Origin of the sequence: Yokenella regensburgei ATCC 49455, from assembly GCF_000735455.1 — a bacterium.
Lineage (GTDB): Bacteria > Pseudomonadota > Gammaproteobacteria > Enterobacterales > Enterobacteriaceae > Yokenella > Yokenella regensburgei.
Genome location: NZ_JMPS01000069.1, coordinates 17,708 through 31,962, shown reverse-complemented (window position 1 = coordinate 31,962; position 14,255 = coordinate 17,708). Strand labels below are relative to the sequence as shown.

12 protein-coding genes are annotated in these 14,255 nt (G+C 56.5%); 4 read left to right on the top strand and 8 right to left on the bottom strand.

Annotated features, from left to right (window positions below):
- Positions 1-20 precede the first annotated feature (20 nt).
- Genes GYRE_RS16910 through cmoB form a run of 3 tightly spaced genes read left to right on the top strand, consistent with a single transcriptional unit; the run spans position 21 to position 2,167 of the window.
- Positions 21-416: an MAPEG family protein gene (locus GYRE_RS16910; RefSeq protein ID WP_038256855.1), complete on the top strand. Its 396-nt coding sequence runs from the start codon at positions 21-23 to the stop codon at positions 414-416.
- 39 nt (positions 417-455) lie between these two features.
- A complete protein-coding gene (gene cmoA / locus GYRE_RS16905) occupies positions 456-1,199 on the top strand; it encodes a carboxy-S-adenosyl-L-methionine synthase CmoA (protein WP_006820423.1) in 744 nt (247 codons plus the stop codon).
- Entirely contained in the window at positions 1,196-2,167 is a 972-nt protein-coding gene (cmoB, locus tag GYRE_RS16900; protein ID WP_038256851.1) for a tRNA 5-methoxyuridine(34)/uridine 5-oxyacetic acid(34) synthase CmoB, read from the top strand. The genes cmoA and cmoB overlap by 4 nt, the downstream gene beginning before the upstream one ends.
- Positions 2,168-2,252: 85 nt before the next feature.
- Here the strand turns inward: cmoB and cutC are convergent, their stop codons facing one another.
- Together cutC and GYRE_RS16890 are read right to left on the bottom strand one after the other, a co-directional pair.
- Positions 2,253-2,996, bottom strand: coding sequence for a copper homeostasis protein CutC (cutC, locus tag GYRE_RS16895; protein WP_038256849.1), 744 nt, complete (start codon positions 2,994-2,996; stop codon positions 2,253-2,255).
- A gap of 91 nt (positions 2,997-3,087) precedes the next feature.
- Complete coding sequence (locus GYRE_RS16890) at positions 3,088-3,654, bottom strand: VOC family protein (protein WP_038256846.1); 567 nt, start codon at positions 3,652-3,654, stop codon at positions 3,088-3,090.
- Between the two features lie 243 nt (positions 3,655-3,897).
- Between GYRE_RS16890 and argS the strand changes: the two genes are divergently transcribed.
- Positions 3,898-5,631: an arginine--tRNA ligase gene (gene argS, locus GYRE_RS16885; RefSeq protein ID WP_038256843.1), complete on the top strand. Its 1,734-nt coding sequence runs from the start codon at positions 3,898-3,900 to the stop codon at positions 5,629-5,631.
- Positions 5,632-5,700: 69 nt separating this feature from the next.
- Here the strand turns inward: argS and GYRE_RS16880 are convergent, their stop codons facing one another.
- The 6 genes from GYRE_RS16880 to flhB form a co-directional block, all read right to left on the bottom strand.
- Positions 5,701-7,350, bottom strand: a complete 1,650-nt coding sequence (locus tag GYRE_RS16880; protein WP_038256840.1) for an OFA family MFS transporter — start codon at positions 7,348-7,350, stop codon at positions 5,701-5,703.
- Positions 7,351-7,632: 282 nt separating this feature from the next.
- Positions 7,633-8,772, bottom strand: coding sequence for a beta-galactosidase BglB (bglB, locus tag GYRE_RS16875; protein ID WP_038256838.1), 1,140 nt, complete (start codon positions 8,770-8,772; stop codon positions 7,633-7,635).
- Between the two features lie 4 nt (positions 8,773-8,776).
- Positions 8,777-10,360, bottom strand: a complete 1,584-nt coding sequence (locus GYRE_RS16870) for an MFS transporter (protein ID WP_006820432.1) — start codon at positions 10,358-10,360, stop codon at positions 8,777-8,779.
- A gap of 259 nt (positions 10,361-10,619) precedes the next feature.
- Positions 10,620-11,012: a flagellar protein FlhE gene (gene flhE, locus GYRE_RS16865; protein ID WP_006820433.1), complete on the bottom strand. Its 393-nt coding sequence runs from the start codon at positions 11,010-11,012 to the stop codon at positions 10,620-10,622.
- The gene (flhA, locus tag GYRE_RS16860) at positions 11,012-13,087 is read right to left on the bottom strand and encodes a flagellar biosynthesis protein FlhA (protein WP_038256835.1); all 2,076 of its coding nucleotides are present in this window, start codon (positions 13,085-13,087) and stop codon (positions 11,012-11,014) included. Before flhA ends, flhE begins: the two co-directional genes overlap by 1 nt.
- A complete protein-coding gene (gene flhB, locus GYRE_RS16855; RefSeq protein ID WP_006820435.1) occupies positions 13,080-14,228 on the bottom strand; it encodes a flagellar biosynthesis protein FlhB in 1,149 nt (382 codons plus the stop codon). Before flhB ends, flhA begins: the two co-directional genes overlap by 8 nt.
- Positions 14,229-14,255: the final 27 nt, after the last annotated feature.

The following is a 14,255-nucleotide window of genomic DNA, read 5'->3' as shown; positions in this document are numbered from 1 at the left end:
CAGCTTAAAAGGGAGTTTGTATGGTAAGCGCGCTTTATGCCGTGCTGGGTGCGTTGTTGTTAATTAAGTTTTCTTTCGACGTTGTTCGCCTGCGATTCCAGTACCGGGTTTCCTATGGCGACGGCGGTTTTAGCGAACTGCAAAGCGCCATCCGCATTCATGGTAATGCGGTGGAATATATTCCGGTCGGCCTTATTCTGCTGCTGTTCATGGAGATGAACGGGGCGGAAACCTGGATGGTTCACCTCTGTGGGCTCATGCTGATTGTCGGCCGCCTGATGCATTATTATGGCTATCATCATCGCCTGATCCGCTGGCGCCGCTCCGCGATGAGCGCCACCTGGTGCTCACTGGCGCTGATGGTGCTCGCCAATCTCTGGTATATGCCGTGGGAGTTGGTTTTCTCCTTACGTTAGCGCACAATACGCCGTTTTTGTTTTCTCGGATTACACCTTATGTCCAACCGCGATACGCTTTTTTCTGCGCCGATTGCCAGTCTGGGCGACTGGACCTTCGACGAACGGGTCGCTGAAGTCTTCCCTGATATGATCCAGCGCTCTGTGCCGGGTTATTCCAATATTATCTCGATGATCGGCATGCTCGCCGAGCGCTTCGTGCAGCCTGATACTCAGGTCTACGATCTTGGCTGCTCCCTGGGTGCCGCCACGCTCTCCGTGCGCCGCAACATTGCTCATCCGGGCTGCAAAATTATCGCGGTGGATAACTCTCCCGCTATGGTCGAGCGCTGCCGTCGCCATATTGATGCCTATAAAGCGCCAACACCGGTTGAAGTCATTGAAGGCGATATCCGTGATATCACCATCGAAAATGCGTCGATGGTTGTGCTGAACTTCACCCTGCAATTTTTAGAGCCCGCCGAGCGCCTGACGCTGCTGGAAAAAATCTATCAAGGGCTCAACCCGGGCGGCGCACTGGTGCTGTCCGAAAAGTTCAGCTTTGAAGATGCCACCGTCGGCGAACTGCTGTTCAACATGCATCACGATTTCAAGCGCGCCAACGGCTACAGCGAGCTGGAAATCAGCCAGAAGCGCAGCATGCTGGAAAACGTGATGCTGACCGATTCGGTCGAAGCGCACAAAGCCCGTCTGCGTAGCGCCGGTTTTGAACACAGCGAGCTGTGGTTCCAGTGCTTTAACTTTGGTTCACTGGTGGCGCTGAAGGCCGGGGAAAGTGCATGATTGAGTTTGGCAATTTTTATCAGCAGATAGCCAAAAGCCCGCTGTCTCACTGGCTGGAAACCCTGCCTGCGCAAATTGGCGCCTGGCAGCGCGAATCTCAGCACGGACTGTTCAAGCAGTGGTCGAATGCGGTGGAATTCCTACCAGAGATCCAGCCGTATAAGCTGGACCTGCTGCACAGCGTCACCGCAGAGAGCGAAACCCCGCTCAGCGAAGGCCAGGTCAAGCGCATCGACACCCTGATGCGTAACCTGATGCCGTGGCGCAAAGGGCCGTTCTCGCTCTACGGCGTGAATATCGACACCGAATGGCGCTCCGACTGGAAATGGGAGCGCGTACTGCCACACCTGTCCGATCTCACCGGTAGAACGATCCTCGACGTTGGCTGCGGAAGCGGTTATCACCTGTGGCGAATGATTGGCGCCGGGGCGCATCTGGCGGTGGGTATCGATCCTACCCAACTGTTCCTCTGTCAGTTTGAAGCGGTGCGTAAACTGCTGGGTAACGATCAGCGCGCACACCTGCTGCCGCTCGGCATCGAGCAGCTTCCTGCGCTAAAAGCGTTTGATACCGTGTTCTCTATGGGCGTGCTGTACCACCGCCGTTCCCCGCTGGAACACCTCTGGCAGTTGAAAGATCAGCTGGTCAGCGAAGGCGAACTGGTACTGGAAACGCTGGTCGTTGAAGGTGACGAGAATACCGTACTGGTGCCGGGCGAACGCTATGCCCAGATGCGCAACGTCTACTTCATTCCTTCTGCTCCGGCATTGAAGAACTGGCTTGAGAAGTGCGGCTTTGTTGACGTGCGGATTGTTGATAAGTGCGTCACCAGCACAGAAGAACAGCGTCGCACCGAGTGGATGGTGACCGAATCACTGGCCGATTTCCTCGATCCAAAAGACCCGACGAAAACCATTGAAGGCTACCCCGCCCCGCTGCGCGCGGTGATCGTTGCCAAAAAACCATAAATAAAAAAAGGCCCCTGTTGAAATTGCAGGGGCCTGGTACAAACAAGCATCATATTGGGCGACATGATGCGCGGTAAAACTGGTATCAGCGGGGATAACCGGCAACGATCGCCTTCATCTCCGCCACCGACTCGCCGTTCACGGCGTATCGGGAATATTCATCAGCGTCAGCGTCGGTCGACATTGACAACCCTGGGTTACGATACTGCATGACCGAAGGCACCCACTGACCCGCAGAGCTGTGCACTTCCTTCACTCCAGCCTCCAGGAACAGCGGTAAATTTCCGGCTCTCACTCCGGCACCCGCCATAATGGTTGGAGCGTTGTCGGTGGCAATTAGTTCCCGAATTAATGAAAGTCCTTTTTCCGCAGACGATTGTTGACCAGAGGTCAGAATGCGTGCGACACCTAATTCCCGCAGGTTTTCAAACGCTTTCAGCGGAAAGGCGCACATATCAAACGCACGATGGAAAGTCACCGCGAGAGGACCTGCGGCCGTCATCACCTCGCGCATGCGCGGCATATCAACATCGCCCTCTGCATTAAGGATACCGATGACCAGTCCCGGGAACCCAAGTTCACGTACCAGCTGCACATCTTCCAGCATTGCGGCAAACTCGCCGTCGGTATAACAGAAATCACCGCCGCGTGGACGAATAATAGGATGAACCGGAATCGACACCTTTTGACGCGCAGATTTCAGCACGCCGAACGAGGGCGTCAGCCCGCCTTCCTGCGGTGCAGCACAAAGCTCGATACGGTCTGCACCCTTAGTCTGCGCTTCAACCGCGCACGCCACGCTGTAACAACAAATTTCCAGCAATGCCATTCCTTTCTCCTGTGTTTAATGCTCATCCTGCAACGACGCAACATCATGCCACGCTTCAGACCGTGCAACATCGTGCCACTTCACATTGTGGTTATGCCTGCTGTTCGCTGGCGACGATTTGCTCGATAGACCACGGGTGAAACTTGATAGTCACTTTGCCGTCGGTGACGGCGAGCGTCGGGTTTGGCAGGCGTTCACGCTCGCCTTTGGGTGAACTGGTTTTGACCACAATACCGGGTTGCGATAACCCTTCGTCCGCCAGCAACGCTAACGCACGGGCATTGAGGGTTTCTGGCTCGCCCGGTAAGACAATTTCAATGTGCTCCCAGCCTTCGTGCGGGTAGCGCTTTTCGCCAGGCCACGGCAGTTCAACCACGGTAAAACGCCAGTGCGCTACGCATACCGGCTCATGAAGTTTGAAAAGACAAATCGGCCGACCGTTGATGATATTCTCAGAAAGCAGCGTTCCGCACTGAGCAAACCCTTCGCGCCAGCGCTCGGCGGTGGCATTCTGATGGCAGCGCAGCGAAATGTGATCGGCATCAAGCGGTGCGATATCCAGCCCGAGCCGGGTGGAAAGTTCTGTTAACGCCTCGGTGAAGCGGGATAAATCTGCGGAAATATCATGCAGTTCTGCAACGTCTTGCCAGTGGGTCATTTTTGTCTCTGCCAGTATGCCGAAAAGCGCTAATCTACCCTGTTGTGGGTCTGGAACCAACCGTCGATGCGCAATGCCGGGGAATGAATGGTTATTCGTTAATCGTGCGACGAATTTCCGCGCCTGTAGCGGGCTGTGCGGTGCTGACGGCACCCGGCAAATGCAGTATACTCCCGCCTTAATTTATCCACATCACGGCGCGAACCGAATCAGGGTGTTGCGCCATTAACGTAAGGTATTCCGGTGAATATTCAGGCTCTTCTCGCAGAAAAAGTTAGTCAGGCCCTGATTGCGGCAGGCGCACCTGCCGATTGCGAACCGCAGGTTCGTCAGTCAGCAAAAGTACAGTTCGGCGACTATCAGGCCAATGGCGTGATGGCAGTTGCTAAAAAACTGGGCATGGCGCCGCGACAACTGGCAGAGCAGGTTATCACCCACCTCAATCTGGACGGTATCGCCAGCCGAGTGGAAATCGCCGGTCCTGGCTTTATCAATATCTTCCTTGATCCGTCGTTCCTCGCCGAGCACGTGAACGCCGCACTGAGGTCCGAGCGTCTGGGCGTTACCCGTCCGGAACCGCAGACCATCGTTATCGACTACTCTGCCCCGAACGTGGCAAAAGAGATGCACGTTGGTCACCTGCGCTCCACCATCATTGGTGATGCGTCAGTCCGTACCCAGGAATTCCTCGGCCACAAAGTCATTCGCGCCAACCACGTCGGCGACTGGGGTACCCAGTTCGGTATGCTGATTGCTTACCTTGAGAAGCAGCAGCAGGAAAACGCCGGTGATATGGAACTGGCCGATCTCGAAGGCTTCTACCGTGAAGCGAAAAAGCATTACGACGAAGACGAAGCTTTCGCCGAGCGCGCCCGTAGCTACGTGGTAAAACTGCAGGGCGGTGATGAGTACTTCCGCCAGATGTGGCGCAAACTGGTCGACATTACCATGTCGCAAAACCAGCTGACCTACGATCGTCTGAACGTTACCCTGACCCGTGACGATGTGATGGGTGAAAGCCTGTACAACCCAATGCTGCCGGGTATCGTTGCCGATCTGAAAGCCAAAGGGCTGGCGGTGGAGAGCGAAGGCGCAACCGTCGTATTCCTTGATGAATTCAAAAACAAGGAAGGCGAAGCGATGGGCGTTATCATCCAGAAAAAGGATGGCGGCTATCTCTATACCACCACCGATATCGCCTGTGCGAAATATCGCTACGAAACCCTGCACGCCGACCGCGTGCTGTACTACATCGACTCCCGTCAGCACCAGCACCTGATGCAGGCGTGGACCATCGTGCGTAAAGCGGGCTATGTACCGGATTCCGTACCGCTGGAGCACCACATGTTCGGCATGATGCTCGGCAAGGACGGCAAACCGTTCAAAACCCGTGCGGGCGGTACCGTGAAGCTGGCTGACCTGCTGGATGAAGCGCTGGAACGCGCCCGTCGCCTGGTGGCAGAAAAGAATCCGGACATGCCGGCAGACGAGCTGGAGAAACTGGCGAATGCCGTGGGTATCGGTGCCGTGAAGTATGCGGATCTGTCCAAAAACCGTACCACCGACTACGTCTTCGACTGGGACAACATGCTGGCCTTCGAAGGCAACACCGCGCCGTACATGCAGTACGCCTATACCCGCGTGCTGTCGGTGTTCCGTAAAGCCGGTATTGAAGAGCGCGCGCTGACCAACGCTTCGGTGGTTATCAAAGAAGATCGCGAAGCTCAGCTGGCCGCACGCCTGCTGCAGTTTGAAGAGACCCTGAACGTGGTCGCCCGTGAAGGTACACCGCACGTGATGTGTGCTTACCTCTACGACCTGGCCGGTCTGTTCTCTGGCTTCTACGAGCACTGCCCAATCCTCAGCGCGGAAAGCGAAGAAATTCGCAACAGCCGCCTGAAGCTTGCTCTGCTCACCGCAAAAACGCTGAAGCTGGGTCTTGATACTCTGGGTATCGAAACCGTCGAACGTATGTAAGTCAGACTCATAGACGACGAAGGGGAATGTCTCAGGACATTCCCCTTTTTTATTCCCTGAGGATCTGCGCTACATAAAGAACTTCACCGCCTGCTGCAGCGTCGTTCCCATTCCCCACAGCAACGGGATAATGACCGCAAGCCAGCATAGCGTCAGCAATACCGGTGCCGGGGTCGGCTCCCAGGTCAGCTGCGCATTCTTATTGATGGTATAAAGTCCCTTCGCCTGCTGCTGCTGATCGGCAGTCATGCCGTATTTTTCGGCAACCGGGCGCACCAGCATGTTGCAGATAAAACCAACGATCAGCAGACCGGTCAGCACCAGCAGCGTAATGTCATAGATTCGCTCCGGCGCAACTCCCTGCGCCATCTGATATTCACGCAGATAGTTCACAAGAATTGGCCCACTGACCCCTGCGGCGGACCAGGCGGTCAACAGGCGGCCGTGAATGGCGCCCACCATCTGAGAGCCAAAAACATCCGCCAGGTAAGCCGGAATAGTTGCGAAGCCGCCGCCGTACATGGAAATCACAATACACAATGCGCAGACGAACAGCGCCACATAGCCACTGTGGTTGGTGAGCGGCAGCGTGCCATACAGCACCGCGCCAAGGGCAAAAATTAGCGCGAAGGTCATTTTTCTGCCGCAGACATCCGAGACCGACGCCCAGAAAAAGCGCCCCAGAATATTAAACAGGCTGAGTAACCCGGTGAAGCCCGCCGCCATGGTCGCAATGCGCTTTAGCTGCTCCGCATTCAACTCATGCCAGCTGAGATCTGTTGCCAGCAGCTTTCCGGCGAAGATCTCCTGCAGCATCGGCGAAGCCATTCCCAGAATACCAATCCCGGCGGTCACGTTGAGCCACAGCACCAGCCACAGCAGCCAGAACTGCGGCGTTCTCCACGCCACGCTGACGTGCACCTGAATCGTCGGGTTGTTGCGCAGGATCTTCTCCGCCTTCTCGCCTGACGGATGCCAGCCCATCGGCGGCAAACGATAGCTGAAGGTACCGCAGAGCATGAACACCACATAAATGGCCGCCAGTGCCAGAATGCTTTGCCAGACACCGCCGCCCTGCCCGTCGGAGAAGAAGTTCATCAGCCAGTTGCCAAGCGGTGCGCCCACTAACGCCCCGCCGCCAAAGCCCATGATCGCCATCCCGGCGGCCATCCCGCGTTTATCGGGAAACCAGCGTAGCAAGGTGGAGACCGGCGATATGTACCCCAGCCCCAGCCCTATTCCGCCAATCACCCCCGCGCCCAGCCACAGCAGCCACAGCTGATGGAAATAGATAGCGATACTGGCCAGCACCAGGCCACCGCACCAGCAAAGGGTCGCGACGAAGCTCACCAGCCGTGGCCCGACTTTCTCAAGCCAGCTCCCCCATACGGCAGCCGAACAGCCAAGAAACACAAAAAATAGCGTGTAGGTCCAGCCCAGCAGAGATATTTTCCAGTCACAGGTTTGCGTGAACAACTGTTGCCAGAGCGACATCTCAACGGGGCACTGCAGCGGTGCGCTACCGCCAATCAGCTGCGACATCGGCAGCCAGAACACAGAGAAACCGTAGGCCATACCAATACACAAATGCACCGCCAGCGCCGCAGGGGGAACCAGCCAGCGGTTATAACCGGGCGTGGCTATCGTGCCAGATTTGGCAAAAAACCGGCCCAGAGGAGACTCGGGTAAAGCAATTGCATTCTCGTTTATTTGCACCATGTTGCTGTCCTTATAGTTGTAGTTTTCCAGCCGCCGGAGCTGCTGAAGACAGGCATACAAAGCAAGAAAGGCACCAGGTGATTAAAAAACATGCAGAAATGACGACTGAAGCGAGCAAGCGTAGGGTTTCGTCGCCAGAACAGTGAGATCAGGTTAAAACGCAGGGATGCTCGAGGTTTTCACTGCGAAAATGAAAATAATAATGATAGATAATGTGCTCAAAATGATACTGGCGTGTAATACCGCCCGCGTGAGCCACACGAGCGGTACATCCGTTGCGACTTAAAAATACTTCCGCAAATACTCCGTTAAGCACAGGATAGTCATCGCCTGACCATACGGCATAGAGGTAAGCGGGATCTGGCGATAAAACTCGAGGTCGCTCCCCATACCGGTTCCAAACGACGTTTGCAGTAATTCCCCCTCTGGCGATACGTGTTGCACGATGCCGCGAATCGCTTTCTCAGCCACAACGGCATATTCAGCCGGGATATAGCGCATACGCACGGCCTTCAGTACCCCATAAGCAAACCCGGCGGTGGCGGAGGCTTCGAGATAGGATTCAGGATCGTCAAGCAGCGTGTGCCAGAGGCCGCTTTCATGCTGACACTTCGCCAGCGCGGCGACCTGGGCATTCAGCACCTGCAGCAGATAGCGCCGCACCGCATTATGCTCCGGCAAATCGACCAGCTCGAGGAAATCCGGGATAACCATCGTGAGCCAGCTGTTGCCACGTGCCCAGCGAGCGCGCGCGAAGTTGTGTTTACCGTCGTAGTTCCAGCCGTGGAACCACAGCCCGGTTTCCCGGTCCATCAGATTCTGCACGTGCAGCAGGAACTGATACACCGCCTCCTCCACATATTGCGGGCGGTTCAACAGCTTGCCAATTTTCGCCAGCGGCAGCACGGTCATCATCAGGGTGTCGTCCCACATCTGCTGATGGTTTTCTTCCGCGAGGGTCATATGCTGCATCCCGCCGTGTTCGGTGCGCGGCATCTCATGCATCGCCCACTCCGCCCAGCTTTCAAGCCACGGCAGCCACTGCGGGTTGCGCGTCTCTTCATAACGGTATGCCAGGGTCAGGAACGGCGACATAGTGTTGACGTTTTTGGTGGTCGCCCCTTCGGCAAACCGAGCGGTAAACCAGTCGTCAATGATGTCGCGCATCTCTTCATCGCCGGTCTGCTGGTAGTACTGGTAGATACCGTACAGCCCGACGCCGTGGGTCCACTCCCAGCCCGCCCAGCCTTTGGTATCGATAACCCGCCCATCGTCCAGCCGCAATAAAAACTCACCGGTTGCATCGTGAATGTTCACCAGATTATGGGTGACATTCTGGATCAGTGCCTTCAGCTCATCCCGGGCGATGAAACGCTCCGGCTGGCATAACAGCGGGCTATGTTTGACAGGCCAAACCTTCATATCGTTAACCTCTGTGCAATGTCGAATTCAGTTGAGTCGTCGTCTTCAGCGTTGCCGCCGGCGCGTTATGACGATTCAGATAACCAATGTTGTTATTCCCCCACAGGGATTCATACGGCATTCCTGCCAGCATCTCGACCGTGGCGCGGGCCTGCGGCGTAATGCTTTCCGGCATCACGCGTCCAGATTCACGCATTTTGATGGTCTCTTCACGCAGTACGCTGTGGGTTTGCATATTCAGCTTGAAACGCAGCGAAACCAGGAAACCGCAGGCCAGCACCACTATGGTGCCAACGCTCAGGACCAGGAGGATGGTATGGCTCACTTCTGCTGGCTGAACTTTTTGCCCGCTCACAAAGCCTGAGAGCTGCATAATGATCCCCACCAGCATCACCGCCCCGGCCTGCGAGGCCTTACGGGTTAAGGTCATGATCCCGGCAAATATGCCTTCCCGGCGTTGGCCGGTGATGACTTCATCCACATCGGCAATATAGGTGTAGGTATTCCACGGTACATAGTTAATGCCTCCACGCCCCAGACCGGCAACGGCAGAAACCATCAGCAGCAGCGAATAGATATCGCTCATCCCGGCGTAATACAGCACTGCATAAGAAAGAGAAGCCAGACCAAACAGCACGACCACCATCCGGTACGACGGAGCCGGTCCAAAGCGGATACACAGCGGCATCATGGCGATCACCGCCACAAACTGGAAGATGGCCATCGTACCCAGCAGGTTCGACGCCATTGACGCCTCCTGCATCAGCACGAACACCACGTAATAGGTGAACACCGCGTTGAACACGTCCTGGGCAATATAGCCACCGAGATACATGCCAAGGTGCTGGCGGAAAATTCGTACCCGAAACGTCGAAGTGAGCTCGATTATCAGGCGATTCAGGCTTTGTGTGAGAGTCAGGTTTTTCTTCTCTTCATCGGCGCGCAGCGCGGCTTCGCTCCAGTCTTCACGTGGACGTTCCCAGGTAAAGCACCAGACGAAGGTCAGCATCAGCGCACACAGAACAGAGAAGACCAGGCTTGCATAGAAAAAGGAAATAGCGTTGTCTTTGCCAAAATGGGTGAGCAAAATTCCCGGCAGGAAGGAAGCCAGAATCGCCGACATCTGTGCCATAGAGATACGCGCGCCGGAGAACTTGGTTTTCTGTTTGAAGTCGTCGGTCATCTCCGGTACCAGCGTTTCATATGGCACCAGAATCATGGTGTAGACCACATCAAAAATCAGGTAGGTCAGCAGGTAATACCAGAATCCCATATCGCCGACCCACATAAAGGAGTAGCTGAAGACGCAGGGGATCCCGAGCAGAATAAAGAACTTACGTCTGCCAAAACGTTTACCCGCCCAGGTCGTACCGAAGTTATCGGTCAGAAAACCCATCAACGGGCTTACCACCGCGTCCAGTACCCTGGCGGTGGCAAAAATAAAGGTGGCCTCGATGGGGGATAACCCGCAAAACGTGGTGTAGAAATAGAGCAGCCAGGCGGCGGTCAGCGCAGTGGTTCCCGCCCCCAAAAAATCGCCAGATCCGTAGGCGAGGTAATTCGCTAAGCCAATTTTTCGTGTTTTCATTGCCGTGAACCCTGTTTCTTATTAGGGACCCACTCCGGTAACGTTGCCGGAGGGCATGCTTACAGGGTTACAGTAAGAGCATGCAGCACATGATACCTTTCTGATTTTGCCATCGATGCTCGCTCACTGGCAAAATTACAAAGAGTGGGATTACGCGCGTCACTTATTTATAAAACAGCGTTTCTTTTTCATCAAAACCGGGTGGCAAAAATGCGATCGCGTCGGCAGTTTAGCCTGCCGACGGAGGGGAGATGGGGGATCAACGGTAGTTAACGATAACCTCATTGCTGCGCACTTTCAGCGCCGGGATCATACGCCCACCGCCGGGAACCTCCCAGACAAAGCGCAGCGGTTCAGCGGCCGGGACACCGTTCAACCCCTGCGTGGTGCCGCTTTGGCCATCCAGCTCCACGCAGCGTACCTGCGAGCACAGGCGCACAATAAGTCCGGCGGGCGTCGGGCCATTGAGTTCATAGCGCCAGGCAATTAACGTCATCTGCCCGTCAACCGGCTGAGATGAAGAGAGCGGCGACGATGACGCCGCTTCGCCACGATAGTTAAGAGTCACCCCCATGCCGCTCGCCTGCCAGGCGCCCTCACCTGCAGCATGCACGCACAGCGGCAGGGCCAGTAACCATAATAGTTTACGCATTATTTGCCTCCAATCGTTGCGGTCATGCGGATCTGGCGATTCTCCGACAGCTCGAGGTTTGACAGCACCACCAGCTGCGGCAGGCTACGACGCAGGAAGCGAGCCAGCAGCGGACGTAGCGCATGATTCACCAGCAGTACCGGCGGCGCGCCGAGCATCTCCTGCCGTGACAATGCTTCCTGAGCCTGTGCCAGCAGTCGGTCAGCCAGACCCGGCTCCAGCCCACCACCGCCCTGCAGCGCCTGCAGCAGCAGGCGTTCCAGTGGTGTATCGAGCCCGATAACCTGCACTTCTCCCGTACCCGGGAACCATTGCTGAGTAATTGCACGTCCAAGCGCCACACGGACCACCGTGGTAAGTTCCTGCGGATCGCTCTGAATCGGGGCGTGTTCGGCCAGTACTTCGAGGATGGTGCGCATATCGCGGATTGGCACTTTCTCATCGAGCAGGTTTTGCAGCACTTTATGCAGCGTGGTTAACGTCACTACGCCCGGCACCAGATCCTCGGTGAGCTTCGGCATCTCCTGAGAAACCCGGTCGAGCAGCTGCTGTGCTTCCTGGCGCCCAAACAGTTCGGCGGAATAGAGGCTAATTAAATGGTTAAGATGCGTTGCCACCACGGTACTGGCTTCCACCACCGTGTAGCCCTGGATTTGCGCCTGCTCTTTCAGCGCGCTTTCAATCCAGATAGCGGCGAGGCCAAACGCCGGATCTACCGTCTGCTCACCTGGCAGAGTCCCTGCGGCCGTGCCCGGGTTAATGGCCAGCCAGCGGCCCGGATACGCATCCCCGGTGCCAATCTCCACCCCTTTCATCAGGATGCGGTAACGTGCTGGCGGCAGATCCATGTTGTCACGGATATGCACCACCGGCGGCAGGAAGCCCATGTCCTGGGCAAACTTTTTACGAATACTGCGGATACGCCCCAACAGCTCGCCATCCTGCTGGAAATCCACCATCGGGATCAGGCGATAGCCTACTTCCATCCCGAGCGAATCTTCCAGCTGAACGTCATTCCAGGAGGCTTCTACTGCCTGGGTGTTCTCCGGCGCTTCAGCGGCACGACCTCGGCAGGTTGCGTGTCTCACGCCACGGAGCCACCAGGCAAGACCCAGCAGCGCAGCGGTGAACAGCAGAAAGACGAAGTTCGGCATCCCCGGAACCAGGCCCAGCAGGCCGAGAACCGCGGCGCTCAGCAGCATAACGCGTGGGTTATTGAAAAGCTGCCCCACCATCTGCTCGCCGACATCCTGCTCGGTGCTGACGCGGGTTACGATAACACCCGCCGCCGTCGAGATAACCAGTGCCGGGATCTGGGCGACCAGGCCATCACCGATAGTCAACAGGGTGTAGGATTCCGCCGCCTTGCCAAGCGGTAGACCATGCTGAAGCACGCCCACCAGCAGACCGCCGACGACGTTAATCACCATAATCAGGATCCCGGCGATGGCATCGCCGCGCACGAACTTACTCGCACCGTCCATCGAGCCGTAGAAGTCCGCTTCCTGCGTAACATCGGAGCGACGCTTCTTGGCTTCATCTTCACCAATAAGGCCGGCGTTGAGATCGGCGTCGATCGCCATCTGTTTACCCGGCATCCCATCGAGCACAAAGCGCGCGCCAACTTCCGCAATACGCCCGGCACCCTTGGTGATAACCATGAAGTTAATGATGACGAGGATGATGAACACCACAATACCGATGGCGAAGTTACCGCCGACCAGGAAGTGACCGAAAGCCTCTACCACGCGCCCTGCCGCCGCCGCGCCCGTATGTCCATCCATCAGGATGATACGCGTCGAGGCCACGTTGAGCGACAATCGCAGCAGCGTGGTAAACAGCAGAATGGTGGGGAACGCCGCGAATTCGAGGGTACGCTGGGTGAACATCGCCACCAGCAATACCATGATCGACAGCGCGATGTTAAAGGTAAACAGCAGGTCGAGGACAAATGCCGGCAACGGCAGAACCATCATCGACAGGATCAGCAGAATCAGCACTGGCCCGGCGAGAACCTGCCATTGCGTCGACTTCATATTCGGGGGTAGACGCAGCATTGCGACCAGATTAGCCATCAGTGTCCTTCTCACTCATAAAATCCAGTGCTTCAGGCACTGGCAGATTTTCAGGTTTCTTCGGTGGTACACCGCCAGCCAGACGCCAGCGTTTCAGTTGCCATACCCAGGCCAGCACTTCCGCCACGGCGGCGTACAGTTGACCGGGAATTTGCTGGCCAATTTCCGCATGCCGGTACAGCGCACGGGCAAGCGGCGGCGCTTCAAGCGTTGGAATGCGGTTTTCCGCAGCCAGCTCACGGATGCGTAACGCCACAAGACCGGCTCCTTTGGCCAGCACTTTTGGCGCACTCATTTTGTTTTCGTCATACTGCAATGCCACCGAGTAGTGCGTCGGGTTGGTGACGATGACGTCAGCTTTTGGCACATCGGCCATCATGCGACGTCGTGCGGCGGCGCGTTGCATCTGACGGATACGCCCTTTTACGTGCGGATCGCCTTCGTTCTGTTTAAATTCATCGCGAATATCCTGGCGCGACATCCGCAGTTTTTTCAGATGGCTGTGGATTTGCCAGAAGACGTCAAACCCCACCATCGGGATCACGCCTATGGCCACCAGCAGCGCGCAGAGCCCCACCATATTGAGCGCATTGCCCATCGCGGTCATCGGTGACTCGCTGATGAGACGCATCATCTCCGGCCAGTGCAGCCAGACGAAAAAGCCCGCGATGCTGCCCACCAGAATGGACTTCAGAATCGCCTTCACCAGCTCCGCCGCCGTCTGGGCGGAAAACATGCGTTTAATCCCCGGCAGCGGGTTAAGTTTGTCCAGCTTCAGGGAAATAGACTTCGGGCTGAAAATAATCCCACCCAGCAGCATCGGCGCGACGATAGCGATAACCACAACGCCGACAATCAGCGGCAGCAGCGCCAGCATCGCTTCACGGATCAGCAGAATTATCTGTCCAAGGATCAGGTTGGGGTCATTGACGATGCTATGGTCAAAACGCAGCCCACCCGAGAGCAAGGCCGCCAGTCGGCGCGCCAGAGATTCCCCGCCGAGCCAGATGACGCAAACCCCGACCAACAGGATCAGGAAAGAGGTCAGCTCGCGGGAACGGGGGATCTGCCCCTCTTCACGCGCCTTTTCCAGCCGTTGGGGTGTGGGGGCTTCTGTTTTGTCGTCGTTTTCTTCTGACACGGCGCTAACCTGTAGTACTTCCAGTAG

Bases quoted from the DNA above. Each gene is read 5' to 3' on its own strand.
- GYRE_RS16910 (WP_038256855.1), top strand. From the start codon at position 21: ATGGTAAGCGCGCTTTATGCCGTGCTGGGTGCGTTGTTGTTAATTAAG.
- cmoA (WP_006820423.1), top strand. From the start codon at position 456: ATGTCCAACCGCGATACGCTTTTTTCTGCGCCGATTGCCAGTCTGGGC.
- cmoB (WP_038256851.1), top strand. From the start codon at position 1,196: ATGATTGAGTTTGGCAATTTTTATCAGCAGATAGCCAAAAGCCCGCTG.
- cutC (WP_038256849.1), bottom strand. From the start codon at position 2,996: ATGGCATTGCTGGAAATTTGTTGTTACAGCGTGGCGTGCGCGGTTGAA.
- GYRE_RS16890 (WP_038256846.1), bottom strand. From the start codon at position 3,654: ATGACCCACTGGCAAGACGTTGCAGAACTGCATGATATTTCCGCAGAT.
- GYRE_RS16880 (WP_038256840.1), bottom strand. From the start codon at position 7,350: ATGGTGCAAATAAACGAGAATGCAATTGCTTTACCCGAGTCTCCTCTG.
- bglB (WP_038256838.1), bottom strand. From the start codon at position 8,772: ATGAAGGTTTGGCCTGTCAAACATAGCCCGCTGTTATGCCAGCCGGAG.
- GYRE_RS16870 (WP_006820432.1), bottom strand. From the start codon at position 10,360: ATGAAAACACGAAAAATTGGCTTAGCGAATTACCTCGCCTACGGATCT.
- flhE (WP_006820433.1), bottom strand. From the start codon at position 11,012: ATGCGTAAACTATTATGGTTACTGGCCCTGCCGCTGTGCGTGCATGCT.
- flhA (WP_038256835.1), bottom strand. From the start codon at position 13,087: ATGGCTAATCTGGTCGCAATGCTGCGTCTACCCCCGAATATGAAGTCG.